The 18,700-nt window shown below is 68.6% G+C and carries 23 protein-coding genes; 9 read left to right on the top strand and 14 right to left on the bottom strand.

What is annotated here, in order from left to right:
- The first annotated feature begins 21 nt into the window (after positions 1-21).
- Entirely contained in the window at positions 22-528 is a 507-nt protein-coding gene (locus ACT9TC_RS08295) for a 2'-5' RNA ligase family protein (protein WP_458040093.1), read from the top strand.
- Positions 529-597: 69 nt separating this feature from the next.
- On the opposite strand, the gene ACT9TC_RS08290 is transcribed toward ACT9TC_RS08295, so the two are convergent.
- The 3 genes from ACT9TC_RS08290 to ACT9TC_RS08280 are packed head-to-tail and all read right to left on the bottom strand — an operon-like array spanning position 598 to position 3,517.
- The gene (locus tag ACT9TC_RS08290; protein ID WP_458042902.1) at positions 598-1,932 is read right to left on the bottom strand and encodes a carboxylesterase family protein; all 1,335 of its coding nucleotides are present in this window, start codon (positions 1,930-1,932) and stop codon (positions 598-600) included.
- A gap of 44 nt (positions 1,933-1,976) precedes the next feature.
- Positions 1,977-2,975, bottom strand: coding sequence for a magnesium/cobalt transporter CorA (gene corA, locus ACT9TC_RS08285; protein ID WP_458040092.1), 999 nt, complete (start codon positions 2,973-2,975; stop codon positions 1,977-1,979).
- A 2-nt stretch (positions 2,976-2,977) separates the two neighbouring features.
- Positions 2,978-3,517, bottom strand: a complete 540-nt coding sequence (locus ACT9TC_RS08280) for a pyridoxamine 5'-phosphate oxidase family protein (RefSeq protein ID WP_458040091.1) — start codon at positions 3,515-3,517, stop codon at positions 2,978-2,980.
- An 80-nt stretch (positions 3,518-3,597) separates the two neighbouring features.
- On the opposite strand from ACT9TC_RS08280, the gene ACT9TC_RS08275 reads away from it, so the two are divergent.
- Positions 3,598-3,993 carry a VOC family protein gene (locus ACT9TC_RS08275; RefSeq protein WP_458040090.1) on the top strand — a complete coding sequence of 132 codons (396 nt, stop codon included), beginning with the start codon at positions 3,598-3,600 and terminating at the stop codon, positions 3,991-3,993.
- On the opposite strand, the gene ACT9TC_RS08270 is transcribed toward ACT9TC_RS08275, so the two are convergent.
- Together ACT9TC_RS08270 and ACT9TC_RS08265 are read right to left on the bottom strand one after the other, a co-directional pair.
- The gene (locus ACT9TC_RS08270) at positions 3,981-4,607 is read right to left on the bottom strand and encodes an HD domain-containing protein (protein ID WP_458040089.1); all 627 of its coding nucleotides are present in this window, start codon (positions 4,605-4,607) and stop codon (positions 3,981-3,983) included. The two genes, ACT9TC_RS08275 and ACT9TC_RS08270, sit on opposite strands and share 13 nt — an antisense overlap.
- A 108-nt stretch (positions 4,608-4,715) precedes the next feature.
- The gene (locus ACT9TC_RS08265) at positions 4,716-5,747 is read right to left on the bottom strand and encodes an isopenicillin N synthase family dioxygenase (RefSeq protein WP_458040088.1); all 1,032 of its coding nucleotides are present in this window, start codon (positions 5,745-5,747) and stop codon (positions 4,716-4,718) included.
- Between the two features lie 151 nt (positions 5,748-5,898).
- Here ACT9TC_RS08265 and ACT9TC_RS08260 point away from each other — a divergent pair, with 151 nt between their 5' ends.
- Positions 5,899-6,669, top strand: a complete 771-nt coding sequence (locus ACT9TC_RS08260; RefSeq protein WP_458040087.1) for a siderophore-interacting protein — start codon at positions 5,899-5,901, stop codon at positions 6,667-6,669.
- 19 nt (positions 6,670-6,688) lie between these two features.
- Here the strand turns inward: ACT9TC_RS08260 and ACT9TC_RS08255 are convergent, their stop codons facing one another.
- From ACT9TC_RS08255 to ACT9TC_RS08235, 5 genes are read right to left on the bottom strand one after another with little or no spacing between them, the layout of a single operon-like run.
- Entirely contained in the window at positions 6,689-7,171 is a 483-nt protein-coding gene (locus tag ACT9TC_RS08255; protein ID WP_458040086.1) for an S-ribosylhomocysteine lyase, read from the bottom strand.
- Positions 7,171-8,340 carry an aminotransferase class I/II-fold pyridoxal phosphate-dependent enzyme gene (locus ACT9TC_RS08250; RefSeq protein WP_458040085.1) on the bottom strand — a complete coding sequence of 390 codons (1,170 nt, stop codon included), beginning with the start codon at positions 8,338-8,340 and terminating at the stop codon, positions 7,171-7,173. The genes ACT9TC_RS08255 and ACT9TC_RS08250 overlap by 1 nt, the downstream gene beginning before the upstream one ends.
- A gap of 3 nt (positions 8,341-8,343) precedes the next feature.
- Positions 8,344-9,012 (bottom strand): methionine ABC transporter permease, encoded by a 669-nt coding sequence (locus ACT9TC_RS08245; protein ID WP_458040084.1) that lies wholly within the window; start codon positions 9,010-9,012, stop codon positions 8,344-8,346.
- Entirely contained in the window at positions 9,009-10,040 is a 1,032-nt protein-coding gene (locus ACT9TC_RS08240; RefSeq protein WP_458040083.1) for a methionine ABC transporter ATP-binding protein, read from the bottom strand. The genes ACT9TC_RS08245 and ACT9TC_RS08240 overlap by 4 nt, the downstream gene beginning before the upstream one ends.
- Positions 10,037-10,885 carry a MetQ/NlpA family ABC transporter substrate-binding protein gene (locus ACT9TC_RS08235; protein WP_458040082.1) on the bottom strand — a complete coding sequence of 283 codons (849 nt, stop codon included), beginning with the start codon at positions 10,883-10,885 and terminating at the stop codon, positions 10,037-10,039. The genes ACT9TC_RS08240 and ACT9TC_RS08235 overlap by 4 nt, the downstream gene beginning before the upstream one ends.
- 155 nt (positions 10,886-11,040) lie before the next feature.
- On the opposite strand from ACT9TC_RS08235, the gene ACT9TC_RS08230 reads away from it, so the two are divergent.
- A complete protein-coding gene (locus tag ACT9TC_RS08230; RefSeq protein ID WP_458040081.1) occupies positions 11,041-11,460 on the top strand; it encodes a GNAT family N-acetyltransferase in 420 nt (139 codons plus the stop codon).
- Between the two features lie 23 nt (positions 11,461-11,483).
- On the opposite strand, the gene ACT9TC_RS08225 is transcribed toward ACT9TC_RS08230, so the two are convergent.
- Positions 11,484-12,302 carry a shikimate 5-dehydrogenase gene (locus ACT9TC_RS08225; protein ID WP_458040080.1) on the bottom strand — a complete coding sequence of 273 codons (819 nt, stop codon included), beginning with the start codon at positions 12,300-12,302 and terminating at the stop codon, positions 11,484-11,486.
- A gap of 80 nt (positions 12,303-12,382) precedes the next feature.
- On the opposite strand from ACT9TC_RS08225, the gene ACT9TC_RS08220 reads away from it, so the two are divergent.
- Together ACT9TC_RS08220 and ACT9TC_RS08215 are read left to right on the top strand one after the other, a co-directional pair.
- Complete coding sequence (locus tag ACT9TC_RS08220) at positions 12,383-13,117, top strand: acyl-CoA synthetase (protein WP_458040079.1); 735 nt, start codon at positions 12,383-12,385, stop codon at positions 13,115-13,117.
- Complete coding sequence (locus tag ACT9TC_RS08215; protein WP_458040078.1) at positions 13,114-13,407, top strand: amino acid transporter; 294 nt, start codon at positions 13,114-13,116, stop codon at positions 13,405-13,407. Before ACT9TC_RS08220 ends, ACT9TC_RS08215 begins: the two co-directional genes overlap by 4 nt.
- On the opposite strand, the gene purB is transcribed toward ACT9TC_RS08215, so the two are convergent.
- Entirely contained in the window at positions 13,408-14,790 is a 1,383-nt protein-coding gene (gene purB, locus ACT9TC_RS08210) for an adenylosuccinate lyase (RefSeq protein WP_458040077.1), read from the bottom strand.
- A complete protein-coding gene (locus ACT9TC_RS08205; RefSeq protein WP_458042901.1) occupies positions 14,787-15,257 on the bottom strand; it encodes a low molecular weight protein-tyrosine-phosphatase in 471 nt (156 codons plus the stop codon). Before ACT9TC_RS08205 ends, purB begins: the two co-directional genes overlap by 4 nt.
- A 206-nt stretch (positions 15,258-15,463) precedes the next feature.
- Between ACT9TC_RS08205 and ACT9TC_RS08200 the strand changes: the two genes are divergently transcribed.
- A complete protein-coding gene (locus tag ACT9TC_RS08200) occupies positions 15,464-15,787 on the top strand; it encodes a hypothetical protein (protein WP_458040076.1) in 324 nt (107 codons plus the stop codon).
- Positions 15,780-17,156 (top strand): hypothetical protein, encoded by a 1,377-nt coding sequence (locus tag ACT9TC_RS08195; RefSeq protein ID WP_458040075.1) that lies wholly within the window; start codon positions 15,780-15,782, stop codon positions 17,154-17,156. Before ACT9TC_RS08200 ends, ACT9TC_RS08195 begins: the two co-directional genes overlap by 8 nt.
- Here the strand turns inward: ACT9TC_RS08195 and ACT9TC_RS08190 are convergent.
- Complete coding sequence (locus tag ACT9TC_RS08190; RefSeq protein ID WP_458040074.1) at positions 17,119-17,520, bottom strand: phage holin family protein; 402 nt, start codon at positions 17,518-17,520, stop codon at positions 17,119-17,121. The two genes, ACT9TC_RS08195 and ACT9TC_RS08190, sit on opposite strands and share 38 nt — an antisense overlap.
- A gap of 63 nt (positions 17,521-17,583) precedes the next feature.
- Here ACT9TC_RS08190 and ACT9TC_RS08185 point away from each other — a divergent pair, with 63 nt between their 5' ends.
- Positions 17,584-18,696, top strand: a complete 1,113-nt coding sequence (locus ACT9TC_RS08185) for a histidinol-phosphate transaminase (protein WP_458040073.1) — start codon at positions 17,584-17,586, stop codon at positions 18,694-18,696.
- The last annotated feature ends 4 nt before the right edge of the window (positions 18,697-18,700 follow it).

Below are 18,700 nucleotides of genomic sequence, written 5' to 3'. Positions count from 1 at the left end.
CGGGATTGATACCGTTCGGAGGTGGGCGATGTCGTGAGCATCGAGCTTCTGCTCGACGACGAGACGGAAGGCTCGGTCCGCGCAGACTGGGAGCGGCTGGCGCAGGCTGGGCACTCGAGCCTTGCCGCACACACCGCGGCCAGCAATCGTCCGCACATCACCCTGCTGGTGCGCCCGTCGCTGCCGATCGTCGACTTCGCCGAGGCCTCGGCGCTGTTGCCTGTCAGCGTGACGCTCGGGGAGCCCATCGTGTTCGCCCACGGGGATCGCGGCGTGCTGGCCTGTCCGATCGTGCTCGATGAGCCGCTCCGCGCCGTCTACAACGCGGTGCGGGCTGCGGTGCCGCCGGGCGAGGATGCGCCGCACACGGATCCGGATTCGTGGACCCCGCATGTGACGCTGGCCCGGCGCCTCCGGCTCGCGTCGCTCGATGATGCCCGCGCCCTGCTTGGCCCCGAGCGGGTGGGGAGGGCCGTCGGGCTGCGGCGGTGGGATTCGCGGACGCGGACGGTAACGACGCTCACCTGAGTGCAGATCGCACCCATGCCCCCTTCGACGGGCTCAGGGCGCGTGCGGGCTGAACGAGCGTGCAGGTGCTCAGGCAGCGTGTACGCGGCGGACGTCGAGAGTACCCGGCACCGACACGCGCTCGCCGAGGTCCGCGCCCCGCGCGAAGCGCCCCCACACGGCGCGGACCTCACGGCCGGACGCATCGATATCGGCCCACGGCGTGCCCGTCACGAGCGCGGCAGCGCGCCAGGCATCCGCGTCCCCGAACAACAAAGGCAGGTCGACGGTGTGCGCCGACCCCCAGCCGCTCTTCGGCGCCGACCAACCGATGACGTAGTGGTGCGCGCGGCCGCCTGCCCGCACGTGACGACGAGCGAACTTCCCGCTGTCCCGCGAATAGACCAGGCGCGTCACGAGCGACACGAGGGTGCGTCCGACGAGTTTGCCGAGCAGGGGAATCCGCAGAACACCCTGCAGGCTCTGCAGGCGAGGCAGGAACAGCGCGGCCTCTTCGGCCGTGTGTCCGATCAGGATGTCGATGTTCGGCGCCGCGGCATCCCAGGCGGCGTCCAGCTCGGCCTCGGCGGGCAACGGCTCCTGCCCGTACTGCGTGCCGAACGCCATGCCGCTCTTCAGGCCGAAGCGCGAGGCGGCCGTGTCGACGGCGGACTGCATCTTCAGAATGTCAGCGGCCGAGGCATCCGGAGCGACACCCGCGAGAGCCTCGCCGAACACGTCGTTCATCGCGGCCGACATCTCCGCCCGGCCCCGCGCCAATCCGAGGGGCGCACTCTGAATGATCGCGCGCGTGAAGAGCCCGGCTGCTCCGGGCGTCGCCATGAGGTGGGCGACCGCATCCCCTCCGGCGGATTGACCGAACGCCGTGACCCGGCGCGGGTCGCCACCGAAAGCCGAGATGTTGCGCTGCACCCAGGCGAACGCGGCGAGCTGATCCCGCAGACCGAGATTGGCGGGACGCCCGGGCACTCCCCCGAGAAAGCCGAAGAGCCCGAGGCGATAGGTGACGGTCACGACGATCACGTTCTGTTCTGCGACGAGCGCCGCCGGGTCCATGATCGGCAGGTCACCCGCGCCCGAAACGTATGAGCCGCCGTGGATCCAGACCATGACCGGCAGGTCGTCGCCGGGTGCCGTGCCCGCGGGCATCGTGACCGACAGGCGCTGGCAGTCCTCGTCGAGGCGGCGCTGGTCGAGTCTGCTGCCGAGCACCCTGTCCAAGAACGGCATCGCCCGCTGCGGGCACGCCGGCGACCAGTCCGTCGCGTCGAACGGCTCGCGCCAATCGGGAACGACGGATGGCGCGGCGAACCGGGAGGCGGATGCGTACGGGATGCCGGTGGCCCGCGCCACGCGCCCGTCCGTCCAGCCTCGAACCGGCCCGCAGGGCGGTGCGAACGCCACTCCGCTCGCCGGGCCGCTCGCCGGGCCGCTCGCCGGATCTCCTGTCACAGCCAGCGCTTCTTGCGGAACACGACGTAGAGCGTGATGCTCGTCGCCGCCATCAGCCCGAGGGCCATCGGGTAGCCGTAGGCCCAGTGCAGCTCGGGCATGTCGTCGAAGTTCATGCCGTAGACCGTGCCGACGAGCGTCGGTCCGAACAGGATCGCCGCCCATCCCGAGATCTTCTTGACCTGTTCGTTCTGCACGAGGGCCGTCTCGGTGTGGCGTTCGCTCACGAGAGTGGAGTTGACGGTGAGGGCGTTATCGAGCAGGGAGCGGAAGGTGGTAAGGCGATCCGTCGTCGACAGCGTGTGGTCGTGCACGTCTCGAAGCGACCGCTGCAGTTCGATGTTGACGTTGTACTTGTCGGCACCTTTGAGGAGCGCTTCGAGCATTTCGGCCAAGGGCTGGGTGGCGCGTTGGAAGCTGATGACTTCGCGCGACAGCTCATAGATGCGCTGGGACAGCGACGCACTTCCGCCGCCGAACAGCGTGTCCTCGATTTCGTCGATGTCGTTCTCGACACCGGCGACGACCGGCCGGTACTCATCGACGACCTCATCGAGAATCGCGTAGAGCACCGCCTCGGGACCGAGGGCCAGCAGATCGGGCTGCGACTCGAGTCGGTGCCGCACCCGGGCGAGGTCCGGGGACTCGGCGTGCCGGATCGTCACGACGAAGTCGGGCCCGACGAAGACGTGCAGCTCACCGAATTCCACCGTTTCGGTGACGTCCATGTAGCGGGCGGGTCGCAGCACCGTGAACAGGATGTCGCCGTAGCGCTCCAACTTGGCCCGCTGATGACCGGTCAGAGCATCCTCCACAGCGAGCGGATGAAGCGAGAACTCCTCCGCAACCTGACGGATCTCTTCGGGGGTCGGTCGGAACAGCCCGATCCACGCCATGCCCCCTCGTCCCCGCATGTACTCGAAGGTTTCGCGCAGACTGGCCGGGTTTTCGATCCGGCGGCCGGCCACATACACCGCGTTGTCGACGATAGGCATGGTCAGAGCCCCGGCAGTCCGTCGATGCTGACGGCGTTCTTCTCGGCACGGTACGCATCCATCCCGTCCGGGCCCTTCTTTTCGGCGTGCAGCCGGATGAGGTCGCGCTCTTCCCGCACCTCCATGACCGGCACGCCCCAGCCGCACGAATCGCTGACGCGCGTGACATCGACCGCGATCACGGCCCGGGTGCTCGGATTGTCGGGATGCCGTGAAACCACGTCGTCGAACCCCGCATCGCCGGGGAGCAGAACCGTTCCGGTGCCGTGCAGTCGGACGATCCGGGGTCGGCCGTCGAAGGACGTGAACATGAGGCAGATGCGGCCGTTTTCGCGGAGGTGCGCGATGGTTTCGACCCCGCTACCGGTGTAGTCGACCCATCCGACGCGGTTCGGTTCGAGCACGGAGAAGGTGTCGTGGCCACGGGGCGAGACATTGACGTGGCCGTCCTCGGCGAGGGGCGCTGTCGACACGAACCAGAGTGGCTGCGCCTCAATCCACTCCGCGAGTTTCGGATCGATCGTGTCAAAGACTTTGCCCATGGACCTCACGATATAACCGCCCGGTGAACACCCCGGGCGGCGCTCTGGCCGATCGTCGGCCGGAGTCCTAGGCTCACACGATGACCGCACCGGTGCCGTACCTGAAGTTCGATGGCCGCGCGCGTGAGGCGCTCACGTTCTACCGCGACGTCTTCGGCGGCGAACTGGAGATCCACACGTACGCCGACCTCGACAACGAGCAGGGGCAGCCGGATGCTGTGGCCCACGGCATCCTGAGCGGCCCCGTCTCGTTGTTCGCCTCGGGCGTGGCGGGTGACGAGGCGCCGTTCGCCGCGGCCGGGTTGATGTTCGCTCTCCTCGGCGCGGGCGATCCGGCGACACTCGAGGCGGGGTTCGCCGCGCTCGCCGAGGGCGGCGCTGTCACCGATGCCCTACAGGAGCGCCCGTGGGGTGCCCACGACGGGCAGGTCACTGACCAGTTCGGGGTGCCCTGGCCGATCGGCTACGAGGAGTGAGGGTCGGCCGTCGCAGCCCAGGCGGCATCGCCGCGCGCGATCCGCCCCGACGCGTGCAGTCTCGCCGCGGCGGACGAGGGTTTGCGACAGGCCTGAGCCTCGATCGCCGCAGCGAAGCCTGGCCCGAAGTCCAGCCGGGGAACGAGGGCCGACACGTCGCGACGAAGCGCCGCATCCCACTTCTCCGGATCAGCGTGGGCAAGGTCGAGGCTCGTCGCAGCCTCGAGCAGGAAACCCTCGGGGTCTTCGTCGACATCGACACTCACCCACATGTGCCGCTCGATCACCTGCATGACGCGCTCACGCCGCGGGGCCGACCACCCCGCGCCCGCAGCGAACGTCCACGCGGCCGCGCCGCCGGATGACTCGAACGGCATGGCGTGGGCGTCGAACGGGTCGGTCACGCCCAGGTCGTGCAGCATCGCCGCGACGAACAGTAACTCATCGTCGACGGATAGGCCGAGCGACTCCCCCAGCGTTGTCGCCCACAACCACGACCGCAGGCAGTGGTTGACGAGCGCCGGGCTGCACCACTCGCGGGCGACCTCGAGTGCGCGCGCGGCGGTTGCGGTCGGCGGCTCGAGCAGCCGTACCGGGTCGAACGGTGAAGACATCCCGACTCCTTCTCTCGAAGGCGACGGTAGCGCCGGGCGAACGTCCTCGCGCCTCAGAGCAGCGTATGCGTCCGGATCAGCGGGAAACGTGGCAGTTCTGAGGCTGGATCAGCGCTGGGCTGCCAGCGCGTCGGCGAGCAGGTCCGGGTGGTGGATCTCGGCGACATCCGGGTGGGCACGCAACCGAGACTTCAGCTGGTTTTCGCCGTACGAGCCGTGGATGACGTTCGAGGGATCCTGTTCGATCCCGCGCGCAGCGGCGCTGTACTCGGGCTCCATGTTCAACCGGGGCACGACGGCGTCGAGGCGCGGGTTGAAGAAGAACGGAACGGAGATGCGCTCGGAACCCTCGGCGGGTGCGATGACGCGGTGCACGGTGGCGCGCAGATAGCCGTCGGTGGCCCACTCGAGCAGTTCACCGATATTGACGATCAGGGCACCGGCCTGCGGGGGCACGTCGTGCCACTCCCCCTGGTATTCGACCTGGAGGCCGCCCGCATCCGGCTCGATCCACAGGAGTGTGAGCACTCCGGCATCCTTGTGGCGGCCAACACCCTGACGAGACTTCGCGTTCTCAGGCACTCCCGGGTATCGGGCGACTTTGATGTGAATCGATGGCTTGTCCGCGAAGATCTCGAGGAGCTGTGCGGGATCGGAGCCGAGCGCCTCGGCCCATGCCGCGAGGAGCCGTCGACCGATCTGTTCGAGGCGCTCCCGCCACTCTTCGATCACGGGGCGGAGTTCGGGAAGCGCGCTCGGCCATTGATTCGGGCCGTCGAGGCGCAGGTAGGCGGGGTCGTCGGGTCCGAGCTCAGGCGCCTCGCGACCGGGACCGATGTCGATCTGTTCGCGCCAATCGACTTTGCCCTGCGTGAGCTCGCCGCCCACCCGCGCGTAGCCGCGGAAGTACGGGGACTTGAGGTTCTCGATTTCGAGCTTCTGCTCGTCGGGCAACGCGAAGAACGCGCGGGACGTCGACAGCAGACGCGCCTGTAGGTCGTCGGGGATGCCGTGGCCCACCAGGGTGAAGAAGCCCACCTCGTGCGTCGCGCGGCGCAGTTCGTCACGGAACTGCTCGGCCGCCGCGGGCCCCTGGTCGAGCAGCGAGAGGTCGAGAACGGGAATCGGCGTGGCACTCATGCATACGACGCTAGTTCGCCGCGGATGGGCCGCGGCGAATTGTTTCAGAGAGTGACGTTCGAGTCGCACTCGCAGATATCGGATGCGTCGAACCGGGTCGTCCCGCCCCGCGCGCGTCCCGTTCACCGCTCGGCGGCGCTAGCGTCGAGGAATGGCCCTCTCATCCCGCACCTCGAACCGCGCCCCGCGACCCTCGGTCGATCTGACCGTCGTGGCGAGCACGTGGCTCACCCCGCAGCTGGTGCGTCTGACGCTCGGCGGAGCCGGATTCGCGTACTTCGAGGATCGGCCCGAGACCGACAAATACGTCAAGCTCATGTTCACCGACGCCGACTCGCTCATTGTCACCCGCACCTACACGGTGCGTCGGGTGAACCACGAGGCGCAGACGCTCGACATCGACTTCGTCGTGCACGGAGACGAAGGCCTGGCCGGTCCGTGGGCGGCTACGGCGGCGCCGGGGGCCTCGCTTCGGCTGATGGGTCCGGGCGGCGGGTACACGCCGAACCCCGAGGCATCCTGGTGTTTGTATCTGGGCGATCTCTCGGCTGTGCCGGCCATTTCCGCCGCGCTCGAGGCACTGCCCGCCGACGCCGTCGGGGTCGCCTACATCGAGGTCGATTCGGACGATACGTCCCTCGCCCTCGAAGCCCCGGCGGGTGTGGAGGTGCACTGGGTCGTCAATGCGGAGCACGCCACGGAGGCACTCGCCGACCGTGTTCGTGCCATGCCGTGGCGCCAGGGGGCGGTCGACGTCTTCGCCCACGGAGAGCGGGAATCGATGAAGGCTCTCCGTCGTGCGCTGTTCGACGATCGCGGGCTCGATCGCGGCCAGGTTTCGCTCTCGGGTTACTGGGCGCGCGGGCGTACGGAAGACCGCTTCCAAGCCGAGAAGCGCGAGCCGATCGGGCAGATCCTCTAACCGCGGGTCTGGCTCGGGTTCAGACGCCGACGCGGGCGAACGCGTCCTGGCTGATGCCCCGATCGAGCACGACCTTCGCCCACTCGCGGGCGCTGTGCAGCGAGTGATCGCGGAAGTTGCCGCACTCGATAGCCGAGACACCGGGGATGTCCGCCTCGACGGCTTCGTCGGCGATGAAGCGCAGGCTGCCGGTCAGCGCGGCCACGACATCCGGAATCTCGGGCTCGCCCCACATCAACAGGTGGAAGCCGGTGCGGCAACCGAACGGCGAGATGTCGATCACGCCGTCGATGCGGTCGCGCAGGAGCCCCGCGAGCATGTGCTCGAGCGTGTGCAGGCCCGCCGTGGGGATCTCCCCCGCGTTGGGCTGGACGAGACGCACGTCGAAATTCGTGATCGTTCCGCCGCCGGCGACCTGGGGACCGTGCTCGACGCCGATGCGGCGCACGTAGGGCGCCAGCACCGCGGTGTGGTCCAGGGTGAAGCTCTCGATCTCTGCCATCAGTTCCTCCTTGCGAACGCCGCGAGGCGCTCGATCAATTCTCGCAGCGTGTTCTCATCGTGCACGAGTCCGAGGCGGATGTGCCCGCGGCCCCGGGTGCCGAAGCCATCCCCGGGCGCGACGGCTACGCGCTCCTCGTCCCGAAGTCGTCGGGCGAAGTCGACGGCGTCCTGATCTCCGGGCAGGCGGACCCACACGAAGAACGTGCCCTCGGGCGCCGCGACATCCCATCCGATCGCGCGTAGGCCCTCGACCACGACGTTGCGGCGACGCTGGTAGAGCGCGACGAGGTCTGCGGCGGCGGACTGATCACCCTCGAGCGCGACGGCGGCGGCCTCTTGCGACGCCCCGAACATGGTGCTGAACGCATGCGACTGGTACCGCTTCATAGCGGCGATGATCGAGGCGTTGCCGGTGGCGAACCCGACGCGCCACCCGGCCATGCTGTACGTCTTCGACAGCGTCTGCACCTCGACCGTGACCTCGAACTCGCGGTCGACGGCCAGCGCAGACAGGGGCCGGGTGCCGTCGAACCCGAGCGACGAGTACGCGAAGTCGTGCACGAAGGCGGCGCCGGTGCGCTCGGCGAAGGCGAGCGCACCCTCGAAGGTTTCACGCGAGGCAAGGGCGCCCGTGGGATTGTTCGGGTAGTTCAGCACCAGAACGCTGGCCGCCGAGAGGTCTGCGAGGGCCGCGAAGTCCGGCTGGTAGCGCGGCTTCTCGAGGGGAATCGGAACGACGGATGCCCCGGCCAGGTCGGCCGCCGAGGTGTAGATCGGGTACCCGGGATCGGGCAGCACGACGTTCGTACCCGGGTCCGCGATGGCGAGCACGGCCGCCATGAAGCCCTCGTGCGATCCGTGGAAGATCGCGACCTCCGACTCGGGATCGACGACCACACCGTGATCTTCGCGGTAGCGGAGCGCGATCCCGGCGCGTATGCCGGGACGCCCGGCATACGAGGGATAGCGGTGGTTGCGGGGGTCCGCCACTTCGCGCTGCATCGCCGCGACGATGTGCTCGGGTGTCGGCTGATCCGGGTTGCCCTTCGAGACGTCGATCATCGACGGGCCGGGCTCGGCCGAGAGGCGGGCGATCTCGCGGTCCATCCCTCCCCAGAAGTTGACCGGAAGGGCTGCGACGCGGGCGGCGGGGGTGAATTCGCTCACGGGCTAACGCCTTCGGTAGCGCCGGGCCACGCCCGTGCCGATCGTTTGCAGGCCCTGCACCAGGATGATCAGGGTCACGGCGGTGATGACCATCGCGAATCCGTCGTAGCGCTGGTAGCCGTACGACAGGGCGAGGTCACCGATTCCGCCGGCACCGACGGTTCCCGCCATGGCTGTGGCATCCACGAGCCCGACGCTCGCGATGGTGAGGGCGAGGATCAGCGAGCTGCGCGCCTCGGGTAGCAGAAAGCGCCAGAAGATCTGGAACGGCGACGCGCCCATGGCGCGAGCGGCTTCGATCACACCCTGTGGCACCTCGAGCAGCGAATTCTCGACGAGTCGGCCGATGTACGGCGCGATCATGACGGTCAGTGGCACGATTGCGGCCCACACGCCGATGCTCGTGCCGACGAGCAGGCGCGTGAACGGCAGGATCGCGACGAGCAGGATGATGAACGGCAGCGAGCGGATCAGGTTGACGACGATGCCGAGGATCAGGTTGACGGGCCGGTTGGGCAACACTCCCCCGGGTCGCGTCAGCGCGAGGACCGTGCCGATCGCGATGCCGAGCACCGAGCCGAGCGCGAGCGCGACGCCCAGCATCTGCAGTGTCTCACCGAGGGCCGTCAGGAAGACCTCGGGGGTGATCAGGGTCCACTTGTCGTCGTTCATCCCACGACCTCCTCGACGTGAGTGACGCGGGCCGCCAGGAACGTGTGCGCGGCGGCGACCTGCTCGGGCGAGCCCGTGACCTTCAGGATCATCTGACCGACCGTATGGTCGCGGATCTCGGTCATGTCGGCGTGCAGCATGTTGATCGAGACGCCGATGCCCGTGATCAGGTCCGAGACGAGGGGTTGGGTGACCTGGTCGTCCACGAGCAGCAGGCGCCAGAGCCCGTCGCCGCCCAGGTGCTCGACGACGCGTTGCGGAATTCCCTGGGGAATGACGGTGGTGACGAAGTCTCGGGTGATGTCGGCCTTCGGGTGCAGGAACGTTTCCAGCACGGTGCCCTGCTCGACGACCTCGCCCCCGGCCATCACGGCGACCTCTTCGGCGAGATCCTTGATGACATCCATCTCGTGCGTGACGACGAGGATCGTCGTGCCGTACTCGCGGTTGATGCTCCGCAGCAACTCGATGATCTGTCCCGTCGTGGTCGGATCGAGGGCGCTCGTGGCCTCGTCCGACAGCAGAATCTTGGGGTTGCGCACGAGTGCTCGCGCTATTCCGACGCGCTGCTTCTGCCCGCCCGACAGCTCGCCCGCGTGGTTGTCGGCTTTGCCGCCGAGCCCCACGAACTCGAGCACCTCGTCGGCCCGGGCGCGGGCCGCGGCCTTGCCCACGCCGTCGAGGCGCAGCGGCAGGGCGACGTTGTCGCGCACCTTGACGGTCTCGAGCAGGTTGAACTGCTGGAAGATCATGCCCGTGCGCTTCTGGGCCGTCCGCAGACGCGACCCCTGCAGCGATCCGATGTCGACCCCGTCGACGACGACGCGTCCGGACGTCGGATGCTCGAGGCCATTCACCAGCCGGATCAGCGTCGACTTGCCGGCGCCGCTGTACCCGATCACCCCGTAGATCGTGCCGGGTGCGATCTCGAGAGAAACGCCGCGAAGGGCCGCGGTATCCGCGGCCCTTCCGGTGAACGTCTTCGAGACATCCTCGAAGACGATCCTTCCCTCCGCGGGAGCGCTCAACTGAACCAGGCCGGCAGGTTGTATCCGTCGTACTGCGGGTTCGATTCGATGTATTCGATGAACTCGGGCGACTCGTACGCGGCCTTGATCGCGAGAGCCCAGTCCGACTGGAGGTCGTCCGCACGCACGGTCACGACGTTCGAGAACTCGATCGGCTGGTCTTCGAGCGCCAGGGCGTCGTCGTAGTCCAGGCCGCCGGCCACGATGAAGTTGCCCTGGATCGTGGCGTAGTCGACGTCCTGCAGAGCCGGAACCTGCTGCGCGTTCTCGATTGCGGTGATCTGGATGTTCTTCGGGTTCGACGTGATGATCGACAGGGTCGCCTCGTTCGGGTCGTCGACGTCCTCGAAGTCGATCCATCCGATGTCGCGCAGGATCAGCAGGCCGCGATAGAGGTTCGCGGGCGAGTTCGGCACCGTCACGGTCGCGCCATCCTCAACATCGTCGATCGACGTCGACTTGCCGCCGAAGAGTGCCATGCGGGGCGTCGGGATCTGCACGAGCGCGGCGTTGTCGATGCCCTCCTGGGCGTTCACGAAGTCCATGTACACCGGGTGCTGCATGATGTTCGCGTCGATCTCGCCCGACGAGACGGCGACATTCACGACGATGCCGTCGGTGAAGTCCACGGACTCGACGCTGTAGCCCTCGTCCTCGAGGATCGGCAGGATGCCCTCTTCGAACATCTGCTGGTACGGGCCGGGGTTGAAGCCGATCTTGATGTCGGTCTTGTCGGCGGCGGGTGCACCGGACTCGGACGTCGTCGCTCCCCCGCTGCACGCGGCGGTCGTCAGGACCAGTGCCGCGGTGGCGGCGCCGAGCAGGGCGGTACGGATGAGCTTCATGGTCGTCCTTTGCTGTGTGGGTTCGCGGTGCCTCGATCCCAGGCTTGCTGGGACACCGGCGCGCTGAAACCGTAACCGGCCGAGCACTTCGCGAGGGATTCGGGTCGTCACACTCGGCAATACAACGCTCACGTGGTCCTCGATAGCCTCGGTTCATGGACGCGCGCTTCCGCTTCTCGGACGATCCCGACGACATCGACCGCGAGCTTGTACACCGCTGGCTGAGCCAGCACGCCTACTGGGCTCTGGGGCGTGCGCGCGATGTTCAGGAGGCCGCCATCGATGCATCCCGCAACTTCGCGGTGATCGATACCGTGACGGGAGCCCAGGTCGCCTATGCGCGGGTCGTGACTGACGGCGTCACGTTCGCGTGGCTGTGCGACGTGTTCGTCGATCCGGAGGTGCGTGGTGAAGGCGTCGGCGTCGGACTGATCGAGGGCGTCGTTGCGGCCTGGGAACCCCTGGGACTGCGTCGCATTCTGCTCGCGACGGCCGACGCGCACGGCCTGTACGAGAAGTTCGGGTTCGCCGCGCTCGTCCAACCCGAGCGATGGATGGCGCGGCTGCAGAGCTGACGGTCAGACGACCGAGCGGACGGTCATGCGGGTAGTCGCGAGAACGCTGCCGCGCGGTCGACCTGGTCACGGCTCGGGATGACGCCCGTGTATCGCTCGAACTGCCGGGCAGCCTGCAGGGCGACGACCTCGGCGCCCGAGATGACCGCGAGATCCCGCTGGCGTGCCGCGCGGATCAGCGGCGTTTCGGACGGGAACGCCACGACATCGAAGACGGCGGTGGCCGCGGCGATGTGGTCTTCCGAGAAGGACAGGGCTGAGGCATCCGCTCCGTCCATGCCGAGTGGAGTGACGTTGACCAGGAGCGCGTACCCGGGCGCGGGATCCGTCGCGACCCAGCGGTACCCGTATTTGTCGGCGAGCGCGCGCCCGGCGACCTCGTTGCGTGCGAGCACCGTCAGGTCATCGAAGCCACCGCCCCGGAACGCCGCGACGACGGCCTTGGCCATGCCGCCCGATCCGCGCACGAGCACCGACTGTGCCCGGTCGACGGCGTGCTCGGAAAGGAGGGCTTCGACGGCTTCGTAGTCGGTATTCGAGGCGGTGAGCGTGCCCCCGTCGTTCACGATCGTGTTGACCGATTCGATCGCTTCGGCAGAGGGTTCCATCGCGTCGACGAGCGGGATCACGGCCTCCTTGAACGGCATCGACACCGAGCAGCCGCGGATGCCGAGGGCCCGCACTCCCCCGATCGCACCGACGATGTCGTCGGTCGTGAAGGCCTTGTAGACGAAGTTCAGTCCGAGCTCGTCGTAGAGGAAGTTATGAAAGCGGGTACCGAGGTTGGACGGACGGGCGGCCAGAGAAATGCACAGCGTCATGTCTTTGTTGAGGATCGGCATGGGTTCATTCTGGCCCCAGGGACAGGCGCCGCCCGACGATCTAGACTGGGAGTATCCCCGCTTCGAAACCAGGTTCCACCGTGTCCATCGTCACTCCCGCACCATCGGCAGCCGCGCCGCGCTTCGCGCTGCGGCACGTGCAGCTCTCGCGCGCCGGAATCGCCGCCATCGCCGCGATCATGGTCACGTTTTCACCTGACCACTCCGCGGCCGTCGGGCTCTCGGTCTTCAGCGGGTTCGCCATCGTCACGGGTCTGATCGAGCTGGTGTCGGCCTGGCTGACCTATCCGGCTGGGCGCCGCGCCGTGCCTCTCACGCTCGGTGCGCTTTCGGCCGTCGCGGGGATGCTCGCCGGGATCCTGGTCTGGCGCTCCACGACCTTCTTCTTCGCTCTGGTGATCTCGTGGGCGCTCGTCACGGGGTTGATCGAGGCGATCGGGGCACTACGCGAGCGCCGCTCCCCCGCTCTCCGGGCCGAGGCGCGCGATTCGCTCGTCACTGGCGCCGTCACGGTGCTGCTCGGTCTCGGGCTGCTGCTGGTGCCCGCGCAGTACGTTCTGACCTACAGCATCGAAAACCCGACCACTCAGGCGAACGACGAGTTCACCCTGACCGGGATCATCATTGCGGTCGGGATCTTCGGTGCCTACGCGGCGATCGTCGCGGTGTTCCTCGGAATCGCGGGCTTCTCGCCCCGTCGGGATGGCATCGACGGTCGATCCCTTGAAGGTTCATCCCTTGACGCGGATGTCGCGGGCACAGCTGAGCCGGCTGTCCGCACTGCGCCGACCCGGCGCGAGGAGGAGACGGCATGACCGATCGACCCACCCGCCGCGAGCTCATGCGACCGGTACAGCTGCTCGGCGTCGCGTTCGTCTGCGCGGTTTTCGCCGCGGTTGTGACCTTCGTATCGACCGGCGGGTTCCAGGCCGAGGTGGGCCTTCTCGCCCTGCCGCTCACCGCCGTCATCCTCGGTATCACGTTCATCGTCGTGTTGCTGGGGCTCTCGCTTCTGCTGCTCGCGGTCGATCCCGCGCAGGTGCAGAAGCCGATCGATCGCGCCGTGCTTCTGGACGACGAGCCCGGCGAGAACGACCCGCGCTGATCAGACCTCGCGGTCGATGAGCTCCGCGGCCAAGCCCGTATACGTCGCCGGCGTGAGGGCGAGCAGCCGGGTGCGGGCGTCTTCGCCGATGTCGAGCCCGCGGACGAACTCGGCCAGGTCTGCCGCGTTCACGCGACGGCCCCGGGTCAGCTCCTTCAGCAACGCGTAGGGGTCAGAGATCGTCGAACGACCCGAGACGACCTCGGCCCGCACGACCGTCTGAATCGCCTCGCCGAGCACCTCCCAGTTGGCGTCGAGGTCGGCCGAAAGCAGGTTCTGCGCGAGCGCGATCTCGTCGAGACCGCGGCGCAGGTTGTCGAGCGCGAGAAGCGAGTGGCCGAACGCGACGCCGATGTTGCGTTGCGTCGAAGAATCCGTGAGGTCGCGCTGCAGGCGGCTCGTCACGAGCGTCTGCGACAGTGAGGCGAACAGCGCGCCCGCGATCTCGAGGTTCGCCTCGGCGTTCTCGAAGCGGATCGGGTTGATCTTGTGCGGCATGGTCGATGACCCCGTGGCGCCCGCGATCGGGATCTGCGTGAAGTATCCGAGCGAGATGTACGTCCAGACATCCGTCGCCAGATTGTGCAGGATGCCTCCGGCGTGACGGGCTCGGTCGTACAGCTCGACCTGCCAGTCGTGCGACTCGATCTGGGTGGTCAACGGGTTGAAGCCGATGCCCAGCGATTCGACGAACTCGCGCGCTACGAGCGGCCAGTCCACATCGGGTCCGGCGGCGAGGTGCGCGGCCCACGTGCCGGTCGCGCCCGAGAACTTTCCGAGGTACTCGGAAGCCTGAATCGCCCGTTCGACCCGCGCCAGGCGAGCCGCGAACACGGCGATCTCTTTGCCCATCGTCGTGGGCGTCGCGGGCTGTCCGTGCGTGCGCGAAAGCATGGGCGCCTCGCGGTGCTCGACCGCCAGCTCATCGAGGCGCTCGCGCACCGCGGAGAGGGCCGGCAACCAGACGCGCTCGACGGCGCGCTGCACCGTGAGGGCATAGGCGAGCGAGTTGACGTCTTCGCTCGTGGCGGCGAAGTGCGTGAGCTCGGCGATGCGGTCGAGCCCGAGTGCGGCCAGGCGGTCGCGAACGAGGTACTCGACGGCCTTCACATCGTGGCGCGTGATCGCTTCGCGTTCGGCGAGCCAAGCGATCTCATCCGCACCGAACGAGCGGTAGAGCTCGCGCAGCGCGTCGCGCTCGGAGGCCGCCAGCGGCGATGTTCCGAACAGGGACCGGTCGGTGAGAGCCAGCAGCCATTCGACCTCGACCTCGACCCGTGCGCGGTTCAGCCCTGCCTCGGAGAGGTACTCCGCGAGGGGTGCGACGACGCCGCGGTACCGGCCGTCGAGGGGGCTCAGGGGCTGAGGGGGAAGGGACGTCACGAGGATGCTCCGAACGGGAAGGCGGCGGTGCGCGATCCCGGGCGGAGGGCGGGTTCGAGCTGGCGGAAGAGCGACCGGGTCGCCTCCTCGATCATACCGAGCACGTCGTCGAACATTTCGGTGGCCGCGTAGTACGGGTCCGGAACATCCAGCGTCGTCGGGCTGGGGAGGAATCCCAGCAGCAGGGCGACCTTGTCGGCATCCTCTTCCGTGCGGGCCCACCCCCGCAGGATGCGCTCGTGGCTCCGGTCGAGTGCCACCACGAGGTCGTTGACGTCGAACGTGTCGGCCGTGAACTGTCGGGCGCGGTGGCGGCTGCCGTCGTATCCGCGGCGCTGCAGGGCAGCGAGCGTGCGCTCGTCGCCCCGCTCGCCCACATGCCAGTCGCCCGTGCCCGCGCTGCTCGAGGCGACGCGCGCGCCGTGCCCCGAGGCATCCGCGAGCTGCCGAAAGACGACCTCGGCCATCGGAGAGCGGCAGATGTTTCCCGTGCAGACGAACACGACGCGGAAGGGCGCTGAGGCGTCCAGGTTCCGCGTCACCCGCCCATTCTGCCCGCCCGGCTGTCTCCGCGCACTGTTCGCATCTCCTCCCCAGGCGAGGAGGGTGCCCAGAATCCCCCATTCGGGTGCGATAGACGGGGGCGGGGGCCCGGCCCGGCCACGCTGAACGGGTGCCCGCCGCCGTCTTCTCCCGCTCCCCGCCGCCCGATCGCGAGTACGACGCGTCCGATGCGTGGCTCGCCGATCTCGCGACGGCGGCGCTCACGCTCGTCCGGGCCGTCGCGGTGGAGTCGGAATCGGTCGCTGCCGCCCTGCTCGCACTCGAGGGGCGGGTGTCGTGGGAGGGTCCGGCCGCCCGAGACTTCCGGCGGCGCGCCGGTGCCCTCTCCGCCGACGGGTTGGCCAGCGCGGCGGCGCTGGACGCGCTCGTCGCTGACATTCGGGCGCTACGCAGTCGAGTGTGGACGCTGACGCAGGAGGCGCCCCATGGCTGATGAACTCGACATCCGCTCGAGCGGTTCCGCCGCGATCGACACGTCTAGTTTGCGGAGCGCCGCCGACGCCGGGCGCGCACTGGCCAACCGGCTGCGCTGCATGCACGCACCGCTCGATCTCGCCGCGGGATTCATCGCGTCGGTGCCGGGCCTGCGTGCGGCTCGCGAGGTACAGCACGAGCTGGCTCGCGAGGCGCGACGAGTCGAAGGGCTGGCCGAGGACTCCGAGCGGCTCGCTATCGCCCTCGACCAGGCGGCCGACCTGTACGAGCTCGTGGAGGTGCATGCCGCGTGGCAGCTCTCGCAGCACGGCGAAGCCGAGCACACGGCACTCGAAGCCCGCGCGGGGGTGCTGGGCGCGCGGCTGTGGGGTGTCTCGGGGTCGGATGCCGCGTTCGGCATGCTCGTGCGAACGGGTGCCTTCAGGGGCGGCGACGGCGGAGCAGCGCTCCGGATGCAGGCCGCCCTGGGCGCGGGTCTGGTCGGCGGATGGTGGGCGGCGCCGTTCGGGTTCGCGCTCGTCGCCGGTGTGCAGGTCGGCGCGGCGCGCGCCAGCGAGGTCCGTGCAAATGCCGGTCGGGTGCCCGCCGCATCCGCTCCCCCGCCGACTGCCGAGCGCGCGGGGGTCACCGTCACTCCCCTGCGCCGCATGGATGCCGCGCCCGTCGCGGGATTCGCCGACGCCGGGAAGCGCCTCTCGGGTCCGGAGGGCGCGCGTATCCGGGTCGAGCGCTACTCGATGCCGAGCGGCGGCCGCGAGTGGGTCGTATACGTCACGGGCACCCAGAGCGTTGCGCTCGATGGACCCGAGCCGTTCGACATGCAATCGAACCTGGGGCTGTACTCCGGTCAGGATGCCGCGGCCAGTGCGGCCGTTCGCGCCGCGTTGGCCGATGCCGGGGTAGGCCCTGGAGAGCCGGTGCACGCGGTTGCCCACTCGCAGGGTGCGATGGCGGCCGAACTCCTCGCGCGTCAGGGTGAGTATGACGTCCGCACGCTCGTGACCTTCGGCGCCCCGACGACGGACCCCCTCCCTGCGGACGTGATGGCCGTCACGATCCGCCACACCGACGATCCCGTGGTCGCGCTTGCCGGCTCGATTCCCGCCGCGGAGCGCGGCGCGCAGGGCGGCTTCGTTGCCGAGCGCGTGGCGGACCCGCTCCCGGGCTTGCGCGACATCACGATGCCCGCGCACGCTCTCAGCGCATACGTCGAAACGGGCGCATTACTGGACGCGTCCGCTGATCCGCGCGCGCGCTCGATCGACGAGCTGTGGGATCGACTGGGAACGGCGGATTCCGTGCAGGCGACCGAGTACGGCGCGCGACGCGTCAGTCGCGACGACGCTGGCGCTGGGGCCGCAGGATGACGCCGAAGATGCCATTGATCACGGCGATGATCAGGGCAGCCAGAACGCCCCACCAGAAGTCACCGACGGTCAGGCCGAACCCGAACCACGACGTGACCCAGGCCGTCAGCCATAGCAGGAATCCGTTGATGATCAGGGAAATAAGGCCGAGCGTCAGGATGTAGAGCGGGAAAGCGATGATCTTGACCACCGTGCCGATCACGGTGTTCACGACCGCGAAGATTGCGGCGACCAGCAACAGCGTCAGCACGAGCTGGAGCGTCTCCCCTGGAGCAAAGGGGGTGACCCCTACCTGCAGATCGGGAATCAGCGTCACGACCCAGATCGCGAACGCATTGATGACGACACGGACGATGAATCGCATGTCCCCGAGTCTCCCACGGCGGGCATCCGCGCGCCTCCCCCACCTCCTCGTAGACTCGACCGGGTGACCGACTCCCCCGCCGCTCCCGTGCGACTCCGCCCTGAAATCGCTGCGTTGCCGGCGTACCGACAGGGCAAGCAGGCGGATGGCTCGGCTCACAAGCTCTCCAGCAACGAGAACCCCTTCGGTCCACTTCCGGGGGTGCTCGAGGCCGTAGCCGCAGCGTCCGGCATCAACCGGTACCCGGACGCCACGGCCGGTCGTCTCCGAGCCGCGCTCGCCGCACGTTTCGGGGTCGACGAAGACCGCGTGCACGCGGCCGCGGGAAGCGTGGCGATCCTCGCGCAGCTGATCGCTGCGGCCGCAGGACCCGGCGACGAGGTGCTCTACGCCTGGCGGTCGTTCGAGGCATATCCCTCCCTCGTGACGGTTGCGGGCGCCACGAGCATCACCGTGCCGCTGACGGCCGACGGGCGCCATGACCTCCCGGCGATGGCCGCCGCGGTTACCGAGCGGACCCGTGTCGTGATCGTCTGCACGCCCAACAACCCCACCGGGCCCACTGTCGAGCGGGAGGAGTTCGAGACCTTCCTGGCTGCACTCCCCCGCGATCTGCTGGTCTTGCTCGATGAGGCGTATGCCGAATTTGTGACGGACGCCGGTGCGGTGAATGGCCTCGGCGCCACCGGATACCTCGACCGCCCGCAGGTGGTGGTGCTCCGCACCTTCTCCAAGGCCTACGGCCTGGCGGGACTGCGGATCGGCTACGCGGTGGGCGATGCGTCGATCCTCTCCGCCGCGCGCAGCACGGCCATCCCCCTGTCCGTTACCGCGCAGGCCGAGGCCGCCGCCCTGGCCAGCCTCGAAGCCGAACCGGTTCTGCGCGGTCGTGTTGCAGAGCTCGTAGAGCGGCGTGATCGCCTGGCCGATGGATTGCGAAGTCTCGGCTGGCGCGTGCCCGAAGCGCAGGGCAACTTCGTCTGGCTGGCAACCGGACCGGAGACGGCTCGGACGGCCGAGGCGTTCGAAGAGGCCGGTCTGATCGTGCGGCCGTTCGTCGGCGAGGGCGTGCGAATCTCGGTCGGCGAAGAGGAATCTGTCGAGAAGGTCCTACGGGTCGCGGCATCCGTTGTGCAGAACCTCCCGGAAGCCCATCCGGCGCGGACGTTAGCGTAGGGCA

The sequence above is a fragment of the Microbacterium sp. HM-570 genome, from assembly GCF_054165885.1.
Note: the sequence above shows the minus strand (reverse complement) of the source record. Positions and strands in the feature narration are given on the sequence as shown.

Coding starts and splice junctions, on each gene's coding strand:
- corA (WP_458040092.1), bottom strand. CDS start 2,975: ATGCCTATCGTCGACAACGCGGTGTATGTGGCCGGCCGCCGGATCGAA.
- ACT9TC_RS08280 (WP_458040091.1), bottom strand. CDS start 3,517: ATGGGCAAAGTCTTTGACACGATCGATCCGAAACTCGCGGAGTGGATT.
- ACT9TC_RS08275 (WP_458040090.1), top strand. CDS start 3,598: ATGACCGCACCGGTGCCGTACCTGAAGTTCGATGGCCGCGCGCGTGAG.
- ACT9TC_RS08270 (WP_458040089.1), bottom strand. CDS start 4,607: ATGTCTTCACCGTTCGACCCGGTACGGCTGCTCGAGCCGCCGACCGCA.
- ACT9TC_RS08265 (WP_458040088.1), bottom strand. CDS start 5,747: ATGAGTGCCACGCCGATTCCCGTTCTCGACCTCTCGCTGCTCGACCAG.
- ACT9TC_RS08260 (WP_458040087.1), top strand. CDS start 5,899: ATGGCCCTCTCATCCCGCACCTCGAACCGCGCCCCGCGACCCTCGGTC.
- ACT9TC_RS08255 (WP_458040086.1), bottom strand. CDS start 7,171: ATGGCAGAGATCGAGAGCTTCACCCTGGACCACACCGCGGTGCTGGCG.
- ACT9TC_RS08245 (WP_458040084.1), bottom strand. CDS start 9,012: ATGAACGACGACAAGTGGACCCTGATCACCCCCGAGGTCTTCCTGACG.
- ACT9TC_RS08235 (WP_458040082.1), bottom strand. CDS start 10,885: ATGAAGCTCATCCGTACCGCCCTGCTCGGCGCCGCCACCGCGGCACTG.
- ACT9TC_RS08230 (WP_458040081.1), top strand. CDS start 11,041: ATGGACGCGCGCTTCCGCTTCTCGGACGATCCCGACGACATCGACCGC.
- ACT9TC_RS08225 (WP_458040080.1), bottom strand. CDS start 12,302: ATGCCGATCCTCAACAAAGACATGACGCTGTGCATTTCTCTGGCCGCC.
- ACT9TC_RS08215 (WP_458040078.1), top strand. CDS start 13,114: ATGACCGATCGACCCACCCGCCGCGAGCTCATGCGACCGGTACAGCTG.
- ACT9TC_RS08205 (WP_458042901.1), bottom strand. CDS start 15,257: ATGGCCGAGGTCGTCTTTCGGCAGCTCGCGGATGCCTCGGGGCACGGC.
- ACT9TC_RS08195 (WP_458040075.1), top strand. CDS start 15,780: ATGGCTGATGAACTCGACATCCGCTCGAGCGGTTCCGCCGCGATCGAC.
- ACT9TC_RS08190 (WP_458040074.1), bottom strand. CDS start 17,520: ATGCGATTCATCGTCCGTGTCGTCATCAATGCGTTCGCGATCTGGGTC.